The sequence below is a fragment of the Undibacterium sp. GrIS 1.2 genome (assembly GCF_040544435.1).
Taxonomy (GTDB): Bacteria; Pseudomonadota; Gammaproteobacteria; order Burkholderiales; family Burkholderiaceae_D; genus Undibacterium.
Map to the genome: position 1 here is coordinate 177,736 of NZ_JBEONP010000001.1, position 22,026 is coordinate 199,761.

A 22,026-nucleotide genomic window follows, 5' to 3' on the forward strand; every position below is an offset into this window, starting at 1 on the left:
TCTGCTGGCTTTGAAAGTATGCTCTCTTTAATGATATCCGGCTTTCTATACAGATGGGTGCGGAAGAAATCAAATCACTTGATACTTGAAAAAGCAAGCGCAGCATCCATCTGATTTCCTTGAAATCGCCATATAAATCTACCGCTGATTGGAATAATGTGTCATTTTTCCCTCGCCCTCCTCAACTACCACCACGCCCACGCGAAGTCGCTATGCAAGTAGTTGAGCAAAAGCAGTCTCACGCCATTGATCAGCGCGTCCTGATAATAGAGAAGAAGATAGCTGACGTAAAGCCACTTTTGCCATTAATCAAATCCAAATAATTGATAGCAATCCTGTTTCAAAGCCCGATTTGGCAATAAGTACATTTAGTATTTTTGACATCCACGGCATCGAAGCACAAATGGTTTCTTCGTACCGATCACTTCTGGACTGCTTGGATCAATCGCCCTTTGCAGACGTTCGTTTTCCGGACGATTATTTACAGAAAAACCAATATACTCCCCATAAAATAATAAAAATATCACTTATAGACCAATAATTACCTGGACAATAATATATACCTGTATGGAGTATATATTTATACCTCCGTTAAACAAGCATTCATCCAGATGTCTAAAAGTGCCATTTAATCCGGCCATCGCGCCATACCAGCATGAACGAAACAGGTAATTGAACCTGCAAACGGAGCTCTAACAAACAAGACTCAAAGTACCTTAACGCGAAGAAACACTATCAATACAAAGCCAGGGCTTCAGTCCTTACTGCGTTTAAAAGTAGCTCTGCGCCGGGTGACATTAAGCGCTCTTGTTGCCGGATAATCCCAAAGGCATCCATCGCACATGGGAGCTCGATCGGCAAAATACTTAGTACATTTAAAGAGGCGTAATACCGTGCGACTTCGATAGGCATGACATGCAAAGAATCGGTTTGCTGTAAGAGTGCGGTGATCAGCAATAGCGCCGTGGTATCCACCACATCAACCGGTGGCAGCAAGCCTGCCCGACGGAACATCATGTCAAAGCGGTGGCGCAAGATGCTGCCTTGAGGCGGTAATATCCAGGGTTTAGTAGCGATGTCTTTAAGCTGCAAATTTTTATGTGTTAACAACGGATGCTCGTTGCGAACGACGGCGCAAGCGGGTTCTTCTGTGAGTTCTTCATAGATCAGGCTAGAACCGTTTTCTTTCTCCAGAATGCGACCAATCATAAAATCGAGTGAGCCATTTTGCAGTCGGTCTAACAAAATATTACTTTGATCCATGTGCACGCCTATGCGCAACAGCGGTGCTTGTTGCTTGATGCGGGCAATCGCACGTGGCAGCAGTGCCATACCTGGCGTCATGATGACACCCACTTCAACTTGCCCAACCAGACCGGAACGCAGTGCCACAATATCGTCATGTGCTAACGACAAATTAGTCAGTGCCATACGAGCATGACGGATCATGGTCTCACCGTAAATCGTCGGCTCCATACCGCGTGGCAGGCGCTCAAACAGACGCACATCCAGCATTTCTTCCAGGTCTTTTAATTGTTTGGACGCCGCTGGTTGCGTCATATGTAATGCATCAGAAGCGCGGTGGATATTGCGGTGTTCATCCAGAGCGATTAAGAGTAAAAGTTGCCGGGTTTTTAAACGTGCTTTTAAGAACCAGTTGGGATTGAGCTTATCCATCTTTGAAATCATCGTGTCATTAATCTTGAAAATGATACAGCATTGATTTTGGCGGCATCTCTTTATCCACGAGCTGTCTTACTTAGGTTTGAGCCACGCTATTTTTAACGAATAAAAATAGCTTGCTTAAGCTCTGAAATCAGGGTTATCGACTAAATCCTGTCCCGTCGCTTTAGCCGGCATAGAAAAAACATCTGGGTCGCTTTGACTAATGACATCAATATGCTGTATTTCTTCCGTCGTGAAGTGCAAGTGATTCAGCGCATCTAGGCTGTCGTCTAGCTGTGCCACTGTGCGGGCACCAATCAGAGTTGAAGTAATGCGATCATCACGCAAGGTCCAGGCTAATGCCATTTGTGCCAGGCTCTGGCCTCGCTCCAACGCAATCTGGTTGAGTGCCTTGATACGGGCTAATACCTCAGAATTGAGACCGTTACGCACCCAGTCCAAGCGTGAGGCACGCGAATCAGTAGGAATTTCTTTCAAATATCTGTCCGTCAGAAAGCCTTGCTGTAGTGGAGAAAACACGATCGTGCCAACTCCGTTCTCTGTATTCTTTGCCAGCAACTCCGGCTCTATCCATCGATCTAGCAAGCTGTAATTAGGCTGACTGATCGTCAACGGCATCCCTTCTGCACGCAGACAATCTGCTGCTTTTTGTGTCAGAGCAGGACCGTAATTGGAGATGCCTATGTACAGAGCTTTACCTTGGCGCACCATCTGTGCCAATGCGCCCATGGTTTCTTCGATCGGGGTATGGGGATCAGGGCGATGACTATAAAAAATATCCACATAGTCCAAACCCATGCGCTGTAAGCTTTGATCAAGACTGGCGACCAAATGTTTTTTCGATCCGTTCATACCACCGTAGGGACCCGGCCACATATCCCAGCCAGCCTTGGTTGAAATGACTAGTTCGTCACGATGCGATTTAAAGTCCTCGGCAAACAGCCGGCCAAAATTGCGTTCTGCAGCACCAAAAGGTGGGCCGTAATTATTTGCCAGATCGAAGTGCGTAACACCACGATCAAAGGCACGACGCAACATCGCTCTTTGGGTTTCAATCGGATTAATGTCGCCAAAATTTTGCCACAAACCTAGTGATATCGATGGCAACTTCAGTCCACTGCGACCGCTACGGCGATATGCCATCGTACCGTACCGTGAGTCATGTGCTTGATAGATCATTTGTGATTTTCTAAATTAGACAGATTGGAGCGCCAACTTACACATACGAGAAAAGCATCACCAGCATGTAAAGAAAAAACCTATTTTTTAGCTGGTAACAAGCGACTTTGATAGCGATCTAAATCCTGCGGATTAACCACTGGCCAGCCTTCCGCATCCCAGCTCATTTCCATAATTTTTAGCTTTTGCAGGTACTTGTCAGCGGTCTCGTAGGCATGCAGTACGAGATAGTCTTTGCCATCAAACTGATAAGCGCTGTTGTGTCCAACGCCCGTCCATGCCGGTGTCCCTTTTAACAGCAAAGAACCGCCACCTTTCGCCAAGTCTTTACCGGCTTTATCGAGATAGGGTCCGCTCACTTCGGTAGAGCGTCCCACCATTAAATGGTAGGTGCTGTCCGCGCCACGGCAACACAAACCCCAAGAAACGAACAAATAATAATAACCACCTTTTTTAAAGATGAAAGGTGCCTCTATTTCTGCCGGAGGGGCAGATTGGTTTACTCCCAAGGCTGGTTGCTCGCGTTGAGCGATAGAACGCCATTCTTGCGGCTGTGCTAATTGAGTCCAGTTGTCATTGAGCTTCACTAGTTTAATACCGCTCCAAAATGAACCAAAAGCCATCCATCCGGCTCCTTTACTATCGGTGATGATATTCGGATCAATCGCATTCCACTCATCCCGACCCGGCACAGATTGCAGCACCATACCCTGATCTTCCCAATGGTAATTTGGCGAACGCGGATTCAAGGTTTTATTTGTCGTGACGCCGATACCAGATGCATTCTTACCAAAGCCGGATACTGAATAATATAAATAATATTGACCATGATGAAACTGAATATCCGGTGCCCAAATATGGTCATTAAACTCCGGCGCAACAGCACGCGCCCAAGTCGGTGCATCTGCAAAAACACGCCCTTCCAGCTGCCAGTCCTTCATATTCGATGAGCTATAAAATGTAATGCCAGGCCCGGTACTAAATACGTAATAGGTGTCGCCCTCTTTCGCCATCACCGGATCATGCACGCTGACTTGCGGAATTGGTTGTGATGGCTGGATTTGCTGTGCATGGACATGCAACATCAACACAAAACCACATAGAGCGACAAGGGTGCGGAATAAACTAGATATCATGAAGACCTCAAATCACTGACTAACTTACGAACTAACCGGCAAACCACATTGAATATAGTTCAGCCGCATTCAAATCACACCCAGCCGGCATCGACAATAAATTCTTGTGAGGTACACATAGCACTATCATCCGCCGCTAAAAATAGCACCATGGACGCGATATGCTGCGGCATTAATTTTCCAGGCAAACATTGATTTCTTTTGATCTCAATTTCTGCAGCATCGTCCACCCACAAATCGATTTGACGTTGTGTCATGACCCATCCGGGCGTCACAGTATTCACCCTGATACCATGCGACCCAAGATCACGTGCCAAACCGCGAGTAAGCCCGACGACGGCTGCTTTTGAGGTGGCATATACCGGATAGCCAGCGCCTTTGATATGCCAGGAGATGGAGCTGATATTAATAATAGACCCGCCGCCTTTACGCTTCATACCTGGCAGTACGGACTGGCAGGTAAAAAACATCGGGCGCTGATTAATGGCGATGCGCTCATTCCAATAGTCCAGCGTGACATTTTCGGTTTCATGACGCTGATCGTTGGCTGCGTTATTGACCAGAACATCAAAATCTCCAATTTCGGCTGCGAATGCGGCCATCACTTTTTGCAAAGCTGGGATATCGGTGATATCACAATGACTAAATAATGGCTCAAGATCGCTGGCGGCTGCGATGCGACTGCAAAGCGCCCGGCTAGCCTCTTCGGCGATATCGACAAATGCGACCTGCGCACCCTGCGCTGCAAAGGCCGCGACGATCTCCTCACCAATACCACTGCCGCCACCAGTAACGAAAATACGCTTGCCTTCAAGGCTGCCGAATTTGGCTAACTGACTCATTTTGTCTCCTATTTTTTTGTTATTGAGCGTACTTTTTTTGTTAGTGAGCGTACTTTATAGTTACTTTTTTCTGCTCATTGTATGCGCCCACTGATTACATTCACTGCCTGGTCAGCGCACCGTCACGACGACGCCAGATTCCAAGAGGATTATCCTCCTGTAAAGCTTGCGGCAATAGAGTTTGCGGCATATTTTGATACGACACTGGCCTTAAAAATCGATGGATCGCGGCGGTACCGACAGAAGTACTGCGACCGTCCGAAGTTGCCGGGAATGGGCCACCATGCACCATAGACGACACTACCTCTACTCCAGTCGGGAACCCATTGACTAAAATACGCCCTACTTTGCGCTCAAGTACCGGCAATAACTGGGCGGCGACGATTGTATCTGCCTCATCCATTTGCAAGGTGGCAGTTAATTGCCCTTCCAGGCTCTCAGCGACCTGACGTATTTCATCTGCATCTTTACAAGCGACGAATATCGAAGCAGGGCCAAAAATCTCGTGATGCAATTCAGCTCGTTCCAGAAACACTTTACCACTGGTGGTGAACAAAGCTGGACCACCCTTGCCCTGCTCAATCGGCGTATTAATTACCGTAGTAACGTCGGCTTGCTGCGCCATATTGGCGACACCAGTCTGATAATTGGATGCGATGCCCGGGGTCAGCATGGTGCTGGATTGAGCTGTTGCCAATGTCTGTGCAGCCTGCGCTGCAAAGTGATCAAAATCTGTGCCCTCAATTCCCAACACCAAACCAGGATTAGTACAAAATTGCCCCACTCCCATGGTGAGCGCAGCAGCAAACCCGGCAGCAATCTCATTGGCCCGGTTTGCCAATGCGTGGGGTAATAAAAATACCGGATTGATGCTACTCATTTCTGCATAGACCGGAATCGGTTGTACTCTTGTAGCCGCCGTCTGCATCAGCGCGATGCCACCTTGCCGCGACCCGGTAAAACCAACTGCCTGTATCGCCGGATGACGCACTAGCGCTTGTCCAAGTTCATTACCAATACCGCTTAACATTGAAAACACGCCAGCGGGCAACTGACATAATTGCACGGCTTTAGCAATCGCCTGCGCCACCAGTTCCGACGTGCCAGGATGTGCAAAATGTGCCTTGAGAACGACGGGGCAACCAGCAGCAAATGCCGATGCAGTATCGCCACCAGCGACCGAGAACGCTAACGGAAAATTGCTGGCCGCAAATACCGCCACTGGCCCCAGGCCAATCAGCTGCATACGTAAATCTGGCCGCGGTGGTTGTCGCTCGGGTAAAGCTGCATCGATACGGACATCACGCCAGGAACCTTCCCGCAGCAGATCGGCAAATAGCTTTAACTGCGTCACTGTACGGCCACGTTCGCCCTCTAAGCGCACCCTTGGCAAACCGCTCTCAGCCATGGCACGTACAATTAAAACATCACCCAGCTCTATAATTTGTTGCGCAATGGTTTCTAAAAACTGGGCACGTTGTTCATCGCTAGTCGCACGGAAGGGATCAAATGCAGCTTGTGACAGACGGCAAGCTTCATCAATTTGAGCCGCATCAACGGCGTAAAAAGCAGGCTCTATCGATTCTTTTTTTGTTGGATCAAATGCCAGAAACGCGCTACCGTTTCCCTTCACGCTAACACCACCGATCAGCGCTTTTCCTGTAATCATCATAATGCATGTACTTTCGCAAAAGTAGTTTTTGACACTTCCAGTTTATTTCTTAGAGCCGGGCCAAATGCCGGTGCTTCGATCTCAAAAGTTTCACCTGCCTGCACGCTGACATTGTCTGCAAAACTCAGTGTAGCGGTGCCAAAAAAATGAATATGTACATCGCCGGGACGATTGAACAAGGTGTATTTAAAATGGTGATATTCTAAATTCGCAATCGTATGGGACATATTTTGTTCGCCACTGACGAAGGATTTTTCCCATCGTACTTGCCCCTCTTTATCAATAATGCGAGATGTTCCGGCAACATGGGATGGCAACTCGCCGACCAGTAAAGCAGGACCGATACTGCATGGGCGTAATTTAGAATGCGCAAGATAGAGATAATTCTGGCGCTCGGTAATATGATCTGAAAATTCATTTCCAATCGCATAACCAACACGATATGGCGCGCCATCATCGCCGATTACATACAGACCGGCAATCTCTGGCTCTTCTCCACCATCCAACGCAAAATCAGGCATGTTCAATGTCTGTCCACTAGCACTGACAACGGAGCCGTCTCCTTTATAAAACCATTCTGGTTGTGCTCCAACCTGACCTTGCTCTGGCTTCCCACCTTCAACGCCAAGGCGAAACATTTTCATACTGTCGCTCAGCGTGTCCACATCGCCACCGATTTTTTTATGCATGGCATCACGTGCATCGGCACTGCCCAGATGGGTTAAACCCGTTCCAGTGACATAGCAATGCGCCGGATCTGCATGATCTAGTGGCGGCAAAATGCGACCTGCTTTTGCAATATCCTCATACTGATAGACCACATTACCAATAGCCGAACGAGCCAATTGCTCAAGCCCAATCTGCTGCCGGATGGCGCTCTGTGCCAGCGCATAGGTTGACGAATAGCCATCAATCACGCGAATGCTGGATTGATCCAGAATACCAATATGTCGCGTGCCGGCTCCGGTAGTAGATTCGGTAAGAAATTGAATGAGTAACATGTGAGTTCCGCGATGAAAAGTGAGATAAAAAGCGTAGTGCGAAAAGATAACAACTACGCTTTATTTGAATGCTTGGTGAGAATGCTTATACAGATTGCTTATAAAGAATATTAATGAGAATGTTTAGGTACGGCAGAGCCACGACTACCCAGCAAAAAGTCAAAGTCACAACCCTCATCAGCCTGCAATACATGATCGATGTAGAGCTTCTGATAACCGCTCTTGGCAGTAGGAACTTGGTTGGTGGCACGTGTTGCCAAGCGCTCTGTCATTTCTGATTCAGAAATATCTAAGTTCAAACTACCTTTGCTGCAATCGAGCGAAATCCAATCCCCATCCTGAACGATACCCAAAGGCCCACCCGCCATTGCCTCCGGTGCCACGTGCAATACGACTGTGCCATATGCAGTACCGCTCATACGGGCGTCTGAAATACGCACCATGTCTTTCACACCTTGGGCCAGCAGCTTCGGCGGCAAACCCATATTGCCCACTTCGGCCATGCCAGGATAGCCCTTAGGACCACAGTTCTTCATCACCAAAATTGAATTTGCATCTACCTCAAGATCGGGGTCAACAATGCGTTTTTTATAGTGATCAAAATCCTCAAATACCACTGCCTGACCGCGATGTTGCATCAGATGTGGCGATGCAGCTGAAGGTTTTAAGACAGCACCACGTGGCGCCAGATTGCCACGCAAAATACAAATTCCACCATCTGCAATCAAAGGATTTACCAATGGCCTGATCACTTCGTCGTCATACACCGGAGCATCTTGACAGTTGTCCCAGAGAGATTTTCCGTTGACGGTTAAGGCATCTTTGTGCGGTAGTAAGTTACCTTCACCTAAGCGTCTTATCGCCCCGGGCAAACCACCCGCGTAATAAAACTCCTCCATCAAAAACCGCCCCGACGGCAATAAATCAACAATCGTTGGCGTGCCCTTGCCTATCGTTGTCCAGTCCTCTAATTCCAGATCAACACCGATACGTCCGGCAATGGCTTTCAAATGGATGACGGCATTGGTTGAGCCGCCGATGGCAGCATTCACCCGGATCGCATTCTCAAATGCAGCGCGCGTCAGTACTTTGGACAAACGTAGATCCTCCCACACCATTTCTACAATGCGGATGCCGGACATGTGTGCCAATACATAACGACGTGAATCGACCGCAGGGATCGCGGCGTTATGCGGCAGCGAGGTACCTAAAGCCTCGGCCATGCAGGCCATCGTCGATGCTGTCCCCATGGTATTGCAGGTACCTGCAGAGCGCGACATGCCGGACTCTGCCGCCATGAACTGATGCATCGTAATATCGCCAGCTTTGACAGCTTCATGCAATTGCCAGACCGCTGTACCCGAGCCAATATTCTTGCCATTAAGCTTGCCGTTGAGCATAGGGCCGCCGCTTACAACGATGGTGGGGATGTCGCAACTTGCTGCGCCCATGAGCAAAGCAGGGGTCGTCTTATCACAGCCAACCAGCAGCACCACCGCATCCATAGGATTGCCACGGATAGATTCTTCTACATCCATGCTGGCAAGATTGCGGGTTAACATCGCGGTGGGACGCAAATTGGATTCGCCATTCGAGAAGACAGGGAATTCCACGGGGAAACCGCCTGCCTCCAATATCCCTTTTTTGACATGCTCTGCCAGCTGGCGGAAATGGGCATTACAGGGCGTTAATTCTGACCATGTGTTACAAATACCGATGATCGGCTTACCCTGAAATTCATGATCAGGTATGCCCTGATTTTTCATCCAGCTGCGATACATAAAACCATTTTTATCTTGGGTGCCGAACCACTCAGCCGAGCGTAGCGCGACTTTCTTTTTTGTCTCAGACATGCGTACTCCTTATTTTTATATTGCCAGCCCAATGTGTCTCATCCGGCTGGGTAGCGATATAGAAATAATACGGAGTTCATCGATGCCTTTCCAATCACTTTTTATTTAGTATTGATATTCGATTTGGTATCGATAAAGTGATCAAGAGAACTAATAGAACTTATGCAAAATTGTCCCAGCAAGGCGTAGCGACGACGAAAGTCTTTAATACGACTAGGCGCTACAACGCAGCTGCGGCAATTTTGCGTAAGTCCTAACTAAAGACACCTTACCGACGTCCAATGATTATGTGGCTTACAAGACAAAAATAGCTGGAAAGCCTTATTATCATTGGACCATGAAAATCGGTATTTTTGAACAGTGCGATCGAAGTACGCCGGATCAATAACCGATAATCTGCGATAGAAAACGGTAAAGTACAGGACTAGCTGCACAGCCCTAAGAATGTCTAGCTAAAAACGTCTACCTAAAAATCGTTGTTCTGGGATGCCACGAGCATCATCCAGCTCAGCATGAAAAATACCTCCCGCTTGCGGCTGAAATGCCAACTCAGTGTCAGATAGTGAAACACGCGCCGTACTGACGTAAAGCGCAGTTAACGCCGACCCGCCAAAAGTAACGCAACTCGGTTGTGATACTGGCAGATCTAATACCCTATCTATCTGTCCATCCGGCAAGTAGCGCACCACACGTCGTCCGCCCCATTGCGCATTCCATAAATATCCTTCAGCATCAATAGTTGATCCATCCGGCTCACCAGGCTGATCGCTCAGGTCTGCAAACAATCGGTCTTCCGAAATCGCGCCGCTGACGGGGTCATAGCTGCAGCAACGAATAACTTTGTCAGGAGAGTTGCAGTAATACATGGTGCCGCCATCAGGACTAAAGCAAATACTATTCGCCACTGCGGCTTGGGATAAAGGCAGACGCTCTAAGCTTAGGTCGGTATTGAGGCGATAAAAACTACCGATCGCCGCCGCATCGGGTGCTTGATTAAAACAGCCAAACACAAAACGCCCCTGACGGTCGCAGCGACCATCGTTGATACGCGTCGTTGGGAGGTCAGATTCCACATCGCAAACCGGTGTGATCAGCGAGGTCGAAAATTGAAAATAAGCGAGTCGGGAGGCCAGACCGAGTAACAATTGATCATCGTCATCGGTTAAAGCGAAGCAAGCTAATCTTTCTGGCATAGCCCACTGAAAAATCTCATCGCTGGCCGGATAATAGGACCAGAGACATGCGCCTTCTATATCGGTCCATAACAAGCGCTGAAAACGCTCACACCATAGAACGCATTCACCTAATATGTTCTTGGCGTCTATTTTAAGTTGCATCATGCGATCAATTTTTTGCTCACCGTTAAGCTGTTAATCAGTTTGTTAGCTAGTACGCTAACGAGTTCGCTAATAAGTCCATTTTGCGATTCGCCTGAAGTCACCTCACTCGCCGTGATGATCAGTCTTGTACCGAAAACCGGTAAACCGAAAGACTTTCATATTCCTCACCTGGCCGTAAAATAGTATTCGGAAAAGCAGTCTGATTTGGTGAGTCGGGATAATGTTGTGGCTCCAAGCAAAAACCACTGCGATGACCGTAATTAGCTGTCTTGCCAGATAATGAACCATCCAGAAAATTACCGCTATAAAACTGTATGCCTGGTTCTTGCGTCCACAATTCCAGTACGCGTCCAGACACGGGTTCATGCACACGCGCAGCCAGACTCAATTCTTGACTAAACTCTTTAGATCGACTTTTATTCAGCACATAATTATGGTCATAACCGCTGCCATAGCCCAGTTGCTGATCCTCGTCTTGAATCCTCGCGCCTATGAGTTTAGGCGTACGAAAATCAAATGCAGTATCTGCCACAGACAATAAGCTACCAGTAGGTATCAGTGCACTATTCACAGGGGTATAAGCATCGGCGTTGATCATTAACTCATGACCCAGAATATCGCTTACGCTATCACTAATTCCTGCCAGATTAAAATAAGTATGTTGAGTCAGATTGATTGGCGTCGCCTGATCCGTTTCCGCTTGATACAGCACTTGCAGTTCGTTGGCATTAGTTAGTGTGTAAGTGACGGTGACTTGAAGATTGCCGGGATACCCTTGCTCACCATCGACACTGAGGTAGCTCAAAGTCAGGCCAACCGCGGCAATTTCGCCTCGTGCATCATTGCGGACAAAGGGAATGGCATCCCACTTTACTCTATGAAAACCTGCTGAACCACCGTGCAAATGATTGTCGCCATCATTGCAAGGAAGTTGATAACTGACATCATCCAGCACGAAACGTCCATCGGCAATGCGGTTACCAAAACGACCGATCAAGGCACCAAAATAAGGAGAGACATCGCAATACGGCGCCAGATGATCAAAGCCTAGCGCCACGTCGGCCAACTGACCGTGTTTATCCGGCACATGCAACTCGGTGATAATGCCGCCAAAGTCGGTAATTTTGACGATCATGCCTTGGCTATTGGTTAAAGTGAATAGCTGTGCATCCCTACCGTCTGGTAGTTGTCCAAATACTTTTTGACTGACGGAAGGTATCTCGCGGTTATCACTCATGCCGAAGTCTCCGTCATTATTTTTATTACATTTGACACTCATGGTTACGGCTCTGAGGGGCGACCAAACAAGGGCATCCCGTTCGCATCCCACTTCAATTGTTTGACAAAAGTATGGCGGTCTGGATTCCAGAGCGGGTCACCGATAATCTCGGTATAAGTACGTGCGTGATATACCAGCATGACAGTCTCACCATCGGCACCATAGGTAAAACTATTATGACCTGGGCCATAAATTCCATGCTCGTAGCAGGTCTGGAATACGGGTTCTTTAGCTTTGGACCATACCGACGAGTCTAGCAAATCGGCATTCTCGTCAGCCCATAATAATCCCATCGCATAATTTTCATCCGTCGCGCTAGCGGAGTAGCTGATGAATATCTTGCCGTGACGTTTTAACATTGAAGGTCCTTCGTTGACCCAGAAGCCGCGGATTTCCCAATCAAATTCTGGCTTACTGAGCATGACCGGTGGCCCGCCGAGTTGCCAGGGAGTTTTCATTGGAGCGATATAGATATTGGAGTTACCTTCAATCGCCGGATCTTTTTGCGCCCATACGTAATACAACACACCCTGATGAGTAAACGTTGTCGCGTCCAGGCAAAAGCTATCGATACCAGTATCAATTTGCCCCATGAATTGCCATTCACCTTGCAAGGGATTGCTATTGGTATTGCGGATAGCATACATCCGGTGTTGAAACAATTTATCTTTGATCTCGCGGCTCGGTGCCGCAGCAAAATACACGTACCAAGCACCCTGATTAAAATGCAGCTCTGGTGCCCAGACTAATTCGCTGTAAGAGCCGGTATCTGGCTTATGCCAGACATCGACCGTCTCCGCATTTGCCAGCTCTGCAATCGATTTGGCACGACGTAATTCTATTCGGTCATATTGCGGCACTGAGGCGGTAAAATAGTAATAGCCATCGGTATGCTGATAGATGTGCGGGTCGGCACGTTGCTCGATTAAAGGGTGTAATTTTTCAGTCACGGTTATTTCCCATAGTCACATTGCGATCACAAAAAAATCGGCAACTGACGTCAATACATTGATCTCATTTCAAAACAATCTCTCGACTTCATACCTCAGGCTGCTACATAGCCTTTAGTACGCATCTCATCTTTCACACCGCTGTAGTAGTCGTCATTAATACGGTACTTAAACATCAGCAATCCCATAATGAAATGGAACACGCCCGGGATCACCGAAAACATTAAAACAATGCCAGTCAATGCGAATGGAGTCTGCTCTTGATTAGCCTGGTAATTAAAATAGCTCAGCAGGATACCGACCAGGCCGCCCGCTACTGCCATGCCGATCTTTTGACAAACTGAAATACCGCCGAAGGCAAATCCAGAGACCCGCTTACCAGTTTTTACCTGGCCATAATCAATTGTCTCTGCAATCGCCGATCAAAATACAGGTGCATGCAAATCCACTATAAAGGACAATAAAAAATACAAAACAAAAGCCAAAACCATATCGCCGGGTTTAACCACCAGATAAATCAATGCGCTGATCAAGGCCACAGCGATTTGTGTATAACGGAATAGTTTTACCTTGCAATAAAATTTAGTGATCCAGGTTGAAGCAACCATCGATAAAATCGCTGCGACGACACCGGTAGATAAAAAAGCAGCGACTGTTTCTGTGTTGGCACCCAAAAAGTATTTGGCGTAATAAATCGCCACAGATCCGCGCACTACATAGCCCACCGTACCCGTGACACAGACGCCGCATAAAATCAGCCATTGATCATTGCGTAACAGCACTGCTAACTGCGAAGACAAAGACTGTTTTTCGACAACATGTAAAACCCGTTCTGTGGTGCTGAAATAGCAGAATAAAAATAAAGCAACACCCATAACTGCCATCACCGCCATTGCAGCCTGGTAGCCGACTGCCGGATTACCAGAGCCCCATTTTTGCGCTAGCAGAGGCACAATAATTGTCACCATAAACGCACCGATTTTGGCAAAAAACAGTCGATATCCGTTCGCCGATAAACGCTCTTTAGGATCATTGGTCAAAGCACTCACCAGGGAGATATACGGAATCCCAACCCCCGCCGTCATCACCGTCATTAATATATAGGTGGAATACGCCCAAACTAATTTGGCGCTGTATTGCCACTCAGGCGTAGTAAACACAAAAAATACACTGGCGCCATAGGGCACAGCCAGCCACAATAAATAAGGACGGTAGCGACCAGCGCGGCTGGTATATCTATCAGTGATTTGCCCCATCCCTAAATCAGCAATCGCACCGACAAACTTAACCAAGACAAAGAGTAAAGCTAGGTCTGTAGTTTTTAAACCATAGATGTCGGTATAAAAAAAAGTAATGATCAGCATCATTGATGAGATCACTACATTTAAGGCCATATCACCTGCCCCAAAACCTACTTTTTCTACTGTCGATAATTTTTGAGTATTCATTTAATTTTTGCCCGGTACAGGTACCAGTTATATGTTCGTCTCAACCAAAAGGGGCATTACTGCTATTTAGCAATGCCCCGATGAAATCACCTGCTGGTGTTAATGTGCCTATGTTTTTTTCTTGACCTTTATCTGTTTAGCTTTGAAAGATTAACCTTTCCAGTTCAAACCTATACCTATCCTGCGGTCGTAACGGCGGGTGTCACGCGGATACACATTAGGATTGCTAAAGTAATCGCTGTACTTAAAGTCCAACAAATTGCTGCCATCTAAAGTAATTGAAAGATTAGGTGTGATCTTATAGCTCAGCGACCCATCCAGCGACGATATCGGTGCAACCGTCAAATCCAAACCGGAATTAGAGGCATTATAAGTATCCACAAATTTAGAACGCCAGTTATAAGCCAAACGTCCAGACCAGCCATTTTTCTCATACAAAGCGGCAATGTTATAAGAGAATTTTGATAAGCCAGTGAAAGGCTTATCGACTAAAGTCGGGTCAACTGATTTGGTCGTTTTACCTTCCATATAAGTCACGTTCGCCTGCAAACCAAAGCCACCTAACCAGCCAGGCAACTTATCATAAAACTGCTGATACGCGACTTCCAAACCTTGCAATTGTCCGCTGTCGGTATTGTAAGGACGTGTGACCTGATATACCGTCCCCGCGAAAGTTTCCGCTTGTGTTTTATTGAGAATATAGCCGTCAAAATAATGCTGGAAAACCGCCGCGCTGACAGATCCCGCTGGTGCAAAATACCACTCAAGTGCGGCATCAAAATTGCGACCTGTTACTGGTTTTAGGTCTGGATTACCGCCTGTCGCGGTCGGATTGACGGTCACGCCGGCATTTATATAAGCCGCCCCCGGATTGAGCTGCGCAAAATCTGGACGAGTAATCGTTTTACCTGCTGCCAGACGAGCGATCAGATCTGGTCGCAAATTAAATTTAAAACTCATGCTCGGCAATACATCTGTACTCGAACTGCTTTTTTGTGTCGCAACATAGCTACCGTCGGTCAACAAATTATTACCTTGCAGTTCCTCATCTGTTTTAACTATACGTACACCAATGACTCCGCTGACCGGCACGCTACCCAAGTCGAAGCCAACATTTGTTTTTCCATAAAATGCATAGCTTTTTTCAGAGTCCTGGAACATTGATCCCGGATCGAGTGCTTTCGCGCTGGAAGAGCCTGTTACCGCATTGCGAATCGCAGCCGTATTATTGATCAGGAAAGTAGCGCATGGTGTGTACCATTGCGCCAAGCCGTAGTTACCGCCCAAGGCTGGCGATACACAGCTCAAGCCATTGATACTGGCCGCATTAATACCTGGTGGCGCACCTACTCCACCTTCAAATGATTTGATTGATTCAGCCGTTCTGCTAGAGACGCGGACGCCAGCGCTAAACTCTTTAAATAAACCATCGGCCTCCGGCGTATAAAAACCATCCGCACGCCAATCAGTTGAGCCCCCTTTATCACGACCATAACGATCAAATAATTGAAATAAAGAGAAATTTTTCGCATCCTTCATATCAATACCCGTGTATTGAAAATTAGGCGTGCCATTCAAGCTGGTGTTGACATTGACATTAGGTACCGTGGTGTTGGTATCCAGGATCGGATTAGCCCAAGTGTATTTGCTCGAGGTAGTAGATATTTCTGAAGTAAATTTTAAGCCCGGACTCGCATTCCACCGGCCACCGACGGCAAACTGCTGTGTCAGCGTATCCGCCTTATTTGCCTGGGTTGAGTCGATAGTAAAAGTGTTATGCGAAGAGATCGTCTGCACCTGATTTGTACCAGGAATCGTCGTAGTCGTCACTGAATTACCAAGCCATGGCAACCCAACAAAAAAGTCAGTTTCAAAGGTATTTTTATAGCGGGTAGAGATGCCCTCTGCGTACAACTCAACATCCGCATTAGGACGCCATTGCACGGCAACATTCTCAGCCAAGCGGCGACGATTACCAGGAATGGCTTCAATACCCATTACAAAAGGACCTGTAAGATTAGGGCCCTGGCTAGTTGGATTGGTATTAAATGCACGCTCTTCCTGGTACTTATTTTCAACATAAGACAGACCGAATAGGGCACCAAATTCGCCGTATGCCGTTTTCCAGCGATTGGATACCATCATCCCGACATTAGGGTCATTGGATTTTGATTTATCGCTGTTTTCCAAATGCCCATTAGCTGAAAATGTGTAACCTTTAAAATCGAAAGGCCGGTTGGTGCGGACATCCACTACACCAGCAATACCGCCCTCCACCAAATCGGCGCTTTGGGATTTATACACATCGACCCGTTGCAACATAGTTGACGGGATATCTGCCAAGTTCACATAGCGTCCGTTGGTGGTGTACATTTCTCTACCGTTTAACAACGTAGCAATCCCAGGGAGTCCGCGTATCAATACCGAATTGGCTTCTCCGGCATCACGACGAACCTGAATCCCGCTCACACGCGCCAAAGTCTCGGCAACATTTGTATCGGGGAATTTACCAATATCATCGGCAACAATGGTGTCGATGACCTGATCTGAATTTCTTTTGATTTGCAGTGCGCTTTCAGCCGACTTGCGTACGCCGGTGACCACCACTACGACACCCTCGTCTGGAGCAGCAGCAACTGCTTTAGTTTCTTGCGCCCAGACAGAAGCACAGGTCAGTATCCCGACACTGGCGAGTGCCGCCACAGATACTTTTAAAACCAAAGGGCGATAAGGCTTGGCCATATCTGGGCCAGATACGTTACGTTTCATACGTCTCCAATATATTTTTAGTTATGTGCTTCAAAGTCAGGCATTTTTATCTACATGCTCTAAATTCATCTTAAGGTGCACACAAAAATCTCTCCAATCAATTTTTTAGCGTTTTCGATATCAATATCGATATCAGGACTCGCTTAAGAACTAACCTAGAAGCTCGCTAAGAGCACGACTTCGGAATTGATTGGCTATAACGATGTCAGATCACATCGCCAAAAAGGGCAAACTTGCCCTTGTAAGCCTAGGGAAATTGCCACGCCAGAAAAATTCAGCGCAATTTGGCGCAATTTGTGCACATATTGTCAAAGCAAGAGGTGATGTAAGCCAGCACGATTTAAGAGCGGCACAGATTAGCTCATCGCTCGAGATAGTTTTATTCTGTGTAAAAGCCGTGGGAATTTACAACACTTCTGCTACCAACTGCAACACTCAATGCAATCATCCTTGGTAATTATGTCGTGCCAGGTTTGAAGGAGTGGCGAAGGAGTTAGCAAAAAATGATGATCGTAAAGGGCTTCAGGCTCACAACGAAGCGTCGTAAGCCTGAAACTGATCCTGACCTAGCGCTGACAAAATAGCGAAGAGATTAGTAAGTTGGCCATCCATTCGAGAAATACAGATCGTTTAAAAATAAGACGCCATTGAAATTATTCTGACTATCCAGTTTATGTCTGGCGAGTACACCGTTACTGACCGACTCTCCGCCGGGAGCAAAAAAACGACCGCCGCCCGCCTCTAAGGTAGTACCGCCAGAATTGAGCATATCGTTACCGCTCATATCGAGATAAGGGCCGGTAATGCTAGTCGATCTGCCATACGAGATGTGATAAGTGCTGTTGGCTTTTGAGCAGCAAGTACCTTTAGAAACAAACAGGTAGTAGTAGCCACCATTGATCATGATGAAGGCGTTTTCAATCCCGCTACTGTCAGAGGCCAGGTGGTATCGGGTACCAATCGGCTTTAATGTGGTTGGATCAACTCTGCTGGTATAAATCCCAGTCCACCAAGACCCAAAAGTCAGCCACGGTTGCCCCGCTTTATCGACTACAAAATTTGGATCAATCGCGTTAAAGTCATCGCCACTCTTGGAGGACAAAACAAGCCCTTTATCAACCCAGTCGCCCTTGGCAATACTGGATGCGGTGGCAAGGCCGATGGCGGATTTTTGCGAACCAAAGGTCGATACGGCATAGTACAAAATCGCTTTGCCATTATAGACACGCATGTCGGGTGCCCAAACGACTTTAGAATTGCCGTTGTACTGCCCCCACCACGACAAGCCGCCAGCAAATATGCTGCCACCTTGCGTCCAGGCATGCCCGTCAGGCGAGTATTTGACACCAATACCGATGTCGCTGGTTTCAACGATCCACCAAGTGTTACCGTCTTTTATCATACTAGGATCATGCGTCACGACTGCGCCGGTCAGCGTCCATGCCGCCGCCTGTGCGCTGGATATTGGCAAGATACTGCTGAGCATAATACCGACGATTACCGACCATTTTTTGATGCGATTTATCTTGTTCATCGTAGCCTCTATTTTATGTATGTAAATATAATTGGCACTATATTTACTCTGGCGTTTTTGCCAAATGTGGGTGTCTCCCACATTTATACTGCGATAAACGGAATGTCTCGTCCAATCACTTTTTTATGGCGATCCATATTGCTATGGGTATCAATCTGGGCTTGCCAGTTGACGCTACAACGCGAAGCCATAGCTAAAACTACTGTGACGTTTTTTCTGTCATTGGATGAATTTAAAAATGGAATTGCTTTACGACCAAAAGATGCTCGCCGCTTAAACAGTCTTAGCTAATCTGCGTAGGAAGTCCGCCTTATCATTACAACGGCAATTTTGCTTAATGCGGGATTAGTATCTGGCGTTGGGAGGCTGTTGATTGAGCCAATCTACGGCAACAAAATAGCAATATTGAAGGGGGCTTCTGCCAGAGGATCTGAAATGATTTTTTCTTACGGGCTTAGTTATTACATCTTTATTACATCTTTACTACATCTGGATTGATGGCTCAATTGTAAAGTTCAGTTACTAGTTTAAATTTCCAGGCTAGATTGGCTGCTTCGGTCATCGTTAGCAACTACCTGCCGGTTAGCTCTACGGCCATGCTAGCTGTTTACTCATAGCAAAAATCAACATACTCCCCGTAAAAAAATCAAAATATCGCTTATAAACCAATAATTACCTGGACAATAAAATATACTTATGGGGAGTATTAATTAAGCACAAACCAAACACAAGCTAAGTATCAATCAAAATCTAGTCAGAAAAATACAAAAGGACGATACCGTTACGCGGTGTCACCTAGTCGTATTCGCCGAACTTATCTCCCAATTAAATGCGATACAAAGGCATTTATACCGATTAGCAAAATAATCTTTTAAAGCGCTTTCAGGTAGTAGCGATTACCGTTATTACTGACAATGACGTTATCTTCCAATCTGCCGGCGGGTGTTCCGTACATGAGTTTTTGAAGGTTCGCCTTTTTATAAAAGAAAAGGCCATGCTCAGTATGCGTTTCCATCGGATGATCGCCAGGTTCAGCGTAATAAACACGGTCTAACAAATAGCCTACCGGGCTCTGCTGATCAGCGTGAGAGAACAAATCGTATTGCACTGCTGCTTGTAAATCTAAGTATTCATCACTCATGTACATCTCCATAAAAATTTTTCGATGTTAATTAAATAGGGTAAAACAGAAAGCGGGATCACGCATTTGGCACTCTTCCCAAATAGGGGCCAGTTGACTTGCTCCAATGAGCCAGATCCTCACTTGCTTCCGCCTCAGAATGAAAAGTTTTTTCCGAGGTGATGGACTTGCCCTCAACTTCTTTTTTAGAGTGCGGATCAATATGGAAGTCATACACTCGCCATAACCAAAGACCTTCGGGCGTTTCATGAAATTGTGTTTTAGTAGACATCATCATTCCTTCAAAAAAAGCGTAGCCTTTAATTTGAGCCAAGAGAAAGTAAAAATCCCGCTAACAAGACGATGAACACCAGCGATAATGCAGCGGCACCGATGTCCCGCGCCAGCGTCGCAGTCCAAGATGGCTTCCCAATATTAAATTCATCGACCTCGTTATCAAAAATCAGGCTCTCATTTTTTGCTTCAGCTTGGGCATGCATACGATTCTCCATTTTTCTGGTTGGCTCTGACCGTGTCACAGTTGACTTGAAATTACGCCGATTATTGGCAGAGATCGGTTCGATAACCCACATAAGTCCTTTTTTCCTGCGATTGTTATTTTGCTTGGTAAGCGTCGCTAAATTCTGTTGGACGCTTACTTAATTGCCACCTCGATTACGCTTACGTGCGGTCACACACAGACTGTGTTTAGGCTTAAACCATAAACTCGGCACCCGACTTAACAACTACCGAAGGGTCTGCCATGTCATCTCTTATGCCACCGGATTTGCCACCAAATTTTCCACCAACGTCACCCCTGCCTTATAAATCAAGCTATGAAATGTCTGAAGAGGAAGAGGATGAAACACAAATTGGTTTGCTCAAAACGCTGCGACATATTTCGGACATCACCTACAAAGATTCAGGTCACGCTACCCGTAGTGTGCATGCAAAAAGTCATGGCTTATTACATGGGGAAATGTCGGTTGTAGACAATCTGCCGCCCGTACTGGCGCAAGGTATTTTTTCTACTCCCGGAACATGGCCGGTGGTCATCAGATTATCGACCATCCCAGGTGATGTACTGGACGATGCCGTATCCACACCACGCGGTATGGCAATTAAACTCATTGGGGTCAAGGGAGAACGGCTGGCAGGTAGCGAGGAGGATGTTACTCAAGATTTTTTATTGGTCAACGGCAGCCCTACTTTTGCAGCGCCACGGGCGAAAGAATTTTTGGGTAGCTTAAAATTACTAGCATCGACTACCGACAAAGCGCCAGGCTTGAAAAAGGTATTGTCCTCAGTATTACAAAGCACAGAAAAAGTGCTGGAAGCGGCCGGAGGAAAGAGCGGTACGATCATCGCCTTGGGCGGTCATCCAGAAACGCATATTTTAGGCGAAACGTTTTTTAGTCAGGTGCCGATTCTATTCGGCGACTACATGGCAAAATTTTCTGTCGTCCCGGTGTCTTCTGGCTTAACGGAGCTAACTGGCGCAGTGGTCGATTTAAACGACAAACCGAATGGCTTGCGTGAGGCAGTAGTCGACTTCTTTGCGCACAACAATGCAGAATGGGAATTGCGAGTACAGCTTTGTACTGACATAGAAAAAATGCCGATTGAAGATGCCTCTGTGGCCTGGCCAGAAGAGCTCAGTCCTTACCTGACCGTTGCCCGCATATCGGTACCGTCCCAGGTCGCCTGGAGTGAAGGCCGCTCAAAAGCGATTGATGACGGCATGTCGTTTAGTCCGTGGCATGGCGTTGTTGCACACCGGCCTTTAGGTTCTATCATGCGACTCCGAAAAGCGGCGTATGAGATGTCGGCTAAATTCCGAGCAGAACATAATAGACTAGCCGTGACTGAGCCCAAAAATATGGATGATTCTCCGCTCTAGGTATGACGAAAGCAGAAACCATACGATACAACCAACAGACACCACCCAAATTTATATACGCCGGAAATTTTTTATGTACCGGTCTGACAAGAGCGCTTAGTGCACTATTGAGTCACGAAGGATAATAACGATGATATCGATAATGAATATTGTGATCATCGTTTTAATGGCTCCAGATTATTGGAGCCATGTTTATCTATTAGTTGTATAGTCGTGAAGACTCGCGATCTCGTTGATGTAGTGTTTGCTATCTTGGAAGTCCAGCTATCCCATAGGCACCCTAGCGGTACCTGCAGAGAACATTAAAATTTCCCGCT

General features: G+C 46.8%; 17 protein-coding genes and 1 pseudogene. 2 read left to right on the top strand and 16 right to left on the bottom strand.

All coding sequences use genetic code 11. The annotated features are described in order from the left end of the window. Window positions 1–735: 735 nt before the first annotated feature. The 12 genes and pseudogenes from AAKU61_RS00765 to AAKU61_RS00820 all read right to left on the bottom strand — a co-directional run bounded on the left by AAKU61_RS00765 (window position 736) and on the right by AAKU61_RS00820 (window position 17,155). On the bottom strand, window positions 736–1,677 hold the full coding sequence (locus AAKU61_RS00765) for a LysR family transcriptional regulator (RefSeq protein ID WP_354328877.1): 942 nt from the start codon (window positions 1,675–1,677) through the stop codon (window positions 736–738). Window positions 1,678–1,803: 126 nt separating this feature from the next. Further along, window positions 1,804–2,865, bottom strand: a complete 1,062-nt coding sequence (locus tag AAKU61_RS00770; RefSeq protein WP_354328826.1) for an aldo/keto reductase — start codon at window positions 2,863–2,865, stop codon at window positions 1,804–1,806. A gap of 80 nt (window positions 2,866–2,945) precedes the next feature. Beyond that, the gene (locus AAKU61_RS00775; protein WP_354328827.1) at window positions 2,946–4,001 is read right to left on the bottom strand and encodes an arabinan endo-1,5-alpha-L-arabinosidase; all 1,056 of its coding nucleotides are present in this window, start codon (window positions 3,999–4,001) and stop codon (window positions 2,946–2,948) included. A gap of 74 nt (window positions 4,002–4,075) precedes the next feature. Beyond that, window positions 4,076–4,843 carry an SDR family NAD(P)-dependent oxidoreductase gene (locus tag AAKU61_RS00780; RefSeq protein WP_354328828.1) on the bottom strand — a complete coding sequence of 256 codons (768 nt, stop codon included), beginning with the start codon at window positions 4,841–4,843 and terminating at the stop codon, window positions 4,076–4,078. 100 nt (window positions 4,844–4,943) lie between these two features. After that, window positions 4,944–6,515, bottom strand: coding sequence for an aldehyde dehydrogenase (NADP(+)) (locus AAKU61_RS00785; RefSeq protein WP_354328829.1), 1,572 nt, complete (start codon window positions 6,513–6,515; stop codon window positions 4,944–4,946). Beyond that, window positions 6,512–7,516, bottom strand: a complete 1,005-nt coding sequence (gene araD1, locus AAKU61_RS00790) for an AraD1 family protein (RefSeq protein WP_354328830.1) — start codon at window positions 7,514–7,516, stop codon at window positions 6,512–6,514. Before araD1 ends, AAKU61_RS00785 begins: the two co-directional genes overlap by 4 nt. Window positions 7,517–7,626: 110 nt before the next feature. Beyond that, the gene (locus AAKU61_RS00795; protein WP_354328831.1) at window positions 7,627–9,369 is read right to left on the bottom strand and encodes an IlvD/Edd family dehydratase; all 1,743 of its coding nucleotides are present in this window, start codon (window positions 9,367–9,369) and stop codon (window positions 7,627–7,629) included. Window positions 9,370–9,821: 452 nt separating this feature from the next. Continuing rightward, on the bottom strand, window positions 9,822–10,709 hold the full coding sequence (locus AAKU61_RS00800) for an SMP-30/gluconolactonase/LRE family protein (protein WP_354328832.1): 888 nt from the start codon (window positions 10,707–10,709) through the stop codon (window positions 9,822–9,824). 118 nt (window positions 10,710–10,827) lie between these two features. After that, window positions 10,828–11,946, bottom strand: coding sequence for an aldose epimerase family protein (locus tag AAKU61_RS00805; RefSeq protein ID WP_354328833.1), 1,119 nt, complete (start codon window positions 11,944–11,946; stop codon window positions 10,828–10,830). Between the two features lie 44 nt (window positions 11,947–11,990). After that, complete coding sequence (locus AAKU61_RS00810) at window positions 11,991–12,938, bottom strand: glycoside hydrolase family 43 protein (protein WP_354328834.1); 948 nt, start codon at window positions 12,936–12,938, stop codon at window positions 11,991–11,993. Window positions 12,939–13,033: 95 nt separating this feature from the next. Continuing rightward, window positions 13,034–14,386: pseudogene (locus AAKU61_RS00815) on the bottom strand (MFS transporter). A gap of 150 nt (window positions 14,387–14,536) precedes the next feature. Continuing rightward, the gene (locus AAKU61_RS00820) at window positions 14,537–17,155 is read right to left on the bottom strand and encodes a TonB-dependent receptor (protein ID WP_354328835.1); all 2,619 of its coding nucleotides are present in this window, start codon (window positions 17,153–17,155) and stop codon (window positions 14,537–14,539) included. Between the two features lie 202 nt (window positions 17,156–17,357). On the opposite strand from AAKU61_RS00820, the gene AAKU61_RS00825 reads away from it, so the two are divergent. After that, window positions 17,358–17,612 (top strand): hypothetical protein, encoded by a 255-nt coding sequence (locus AAKU61_RS00825; RefSeq protein ID WP_354328836.1) that lies wholly within the window; start codon window positions 17,358–17,360, stop codon window positions 17,610–17,612. A gap of 135 nt (window positions 17,613–17,747) precedes the next feature. Here AAKU61_RS00825 and AAKU61_RS00830 read toward each other — a convergent pair whose 3' ends face one another. From AAKU61_RS00830 to AAKU61_RS00845, 4 genes are all read right to left on the bottom strand, one after another. Beyond that, window positions 17,748–18,689 carry a family 43 glycosylhydrolase gene (locus AAKU61_RS00830; RefSeq protein WP_354328837.1) on the bottom strand — a complete coding sequence of 314 codons (942 nt, stop codon included), beginning with the start codon at window positions 18,687–18,689 and terminating at the stop codon, window positions 17,748–17,750. 871 nt (window positions 18,690–19,560) lie between these two features. Continuing rightward, entirely contained in the window at window positions 19,561–19,830 is a 270-nt protein-coding gene (locus AAKU61_RS00835; protein ID WP_354328838.1) for a hypothetical protein, read from the bottom strand. Between the two features lie 58 nt (window positions 19,831–19,888). Beyond that, entirely contained in the window at window positions 19,889–20,101 is a 213-nt protein-coding gene (locus AAKU61_RS00840; RefSeq protein WP_354328839.1) for a hypothetical protein, read from the bottom strand. A gap of 28 nt (window positions 20,102–20,129) precedes the next feature. Further along, window positions 20,130–20,402: a hypothetical protein gene (locus AAKU61_RS00845; protein ID WP_354328840.1), complete on the bottom strand. Its 273-nt coding sequence runs from the start codon at window positions 20,400–20,402 to the stop codon at window positions 20,130–20,132. Between the two features lie 170 nt (window positions 20,403–20,572). Between AAKU61_RS00845 and AAKU61_RS00850 the strand changes: the two genes are divergently transcribed. Then, a complete protein-coding gene (locus AAKU61_RS00850) occupies window positions 20,573–21,709 on the top strand; it encodes a catalase family protein (protein ID WP_354328841.1) in 1,137 nt (378 codons plus the stop codon). Window positions 21,710–22,026 lie beyond the last annotated feature (317 nt).

Excerpts from the sequence above, each read along its gene's own strand:
- AAKU61_RS00765 (WP_354328877.1), bottom strand. The coding sequence starts at position 1,677 with ATGGATAAGCTCAATCCCAACTGGTTCTTAAAAGCACGTTTAAAAACC.
- AAKU61_RS00770 (WP_354328826.1), bottom strand. The coding sequence starts at position 2,865 with ATGATCTATCAAGCACATGACTCACGGTACGGTACGATGGCATATCGC.
- AAKU61_RS00775 (WP_354328827.1), bottom strand. The coding sequence starts at position 4,001 with ATGATATCTAGTTTATTCCGCACCCTTGTCGCTCTATGTGGTTTTGTG.
- AAKU61_RS00780 (WP_354328828.1), bottom strand. The coding sequence starts at position 4,843 with ATGAGTCAGTTAGCCAAATTCGGCAGCCTTGAAGGCAAGCGTATTTTC.
- AAKU61_RS00785 (WP_354328829.1), bottom strand. The coding sequence starts at position 6,515 with ATGATGATTACAGGAAAAGCGCTGATCGGTGGTGTTAGCGTGAAGGGA.
- araD1 (WP_354328830.1), bottom strand. The coding sequence starts at position 7,516 with ATGTTACTCATTCAATTTCTTACCGAATCTACTACCGGAGCCGGCACG.
- AAKU61_RS00795 (WP_354328831.1), bottom strand. The coding sequence starts at position 9,369 with ATGTCTGAGACAAAAAAGAAAGTCGCGCTACGCTCGGCTGAGTGGTTC.
- AAKU61_RS00800 (WP_354328832.1), bottom strand. The coding sequence starts at position 10,709 with ATGATGCAACTTAAAATAGACGCCAAGAACATATTAGGTGAATGCGTT.
- AAKU61_RS00805 (WP_354328833.1), bottom strand. The coding sequence starts at position 11,946 with ATGAGTGATAACCGCGAGATACCTTCCGTCAGTCAAAAAGTATTTGGA.
- AAKU61_RS00820 (WP_354328835.1), bottom strand. The coding sequence starts at position 17,155 with ATGAAACGTAACGTATCTGGCCCAGATATGGCCAAGCCTTATCGCCCT.
- AAKU61_RS00825 (WP_354328836.1), top strand. The coding sequence starts at position 17,358 with ATGTCAGATCACATCGCCAAAAAGGGCAAACTTGCCCTTGTAAGCCTA.
- AAKU61_RS00830 (WP_354328837.1), bottom strand. The coding sequence starts at position 18,689 with ATGAACAAGATAAATCGCATCAAAAAATGGTCGGTAATCGTCGGTATT.
- AAKU61_RS00835 (WP_354328838.1), bottom strand. The coding sequence starts at position 19,830 with ATGAGTGATGAATACTTAGATTTACAAGCAGCAGTGCAATACGATTTG.
- AAKU61_RS00840 (WP_354328839.1), bottom strand. The coding sequence starts at position 20,101 with ATGTCTACTAAAACACAATTTCATGAAACGCCCGAAGGTCTTTGGTTA.
- AAKU61_RS00845 (WP_354328840.1), bottom strand. The coding sequence starts at position 20,402 with ATGTGGGTTATCGAACCGATCTCTGCCAATAATCGGCGTAATTTCAAG.
- AAKU61_RS00850 (WP_354328841.1), top strand. The coding sequence starts at position 20,573 with ATGTCATCTCTTATGCCACCGGATTTGCCACCAAATTTTCCACCAACG.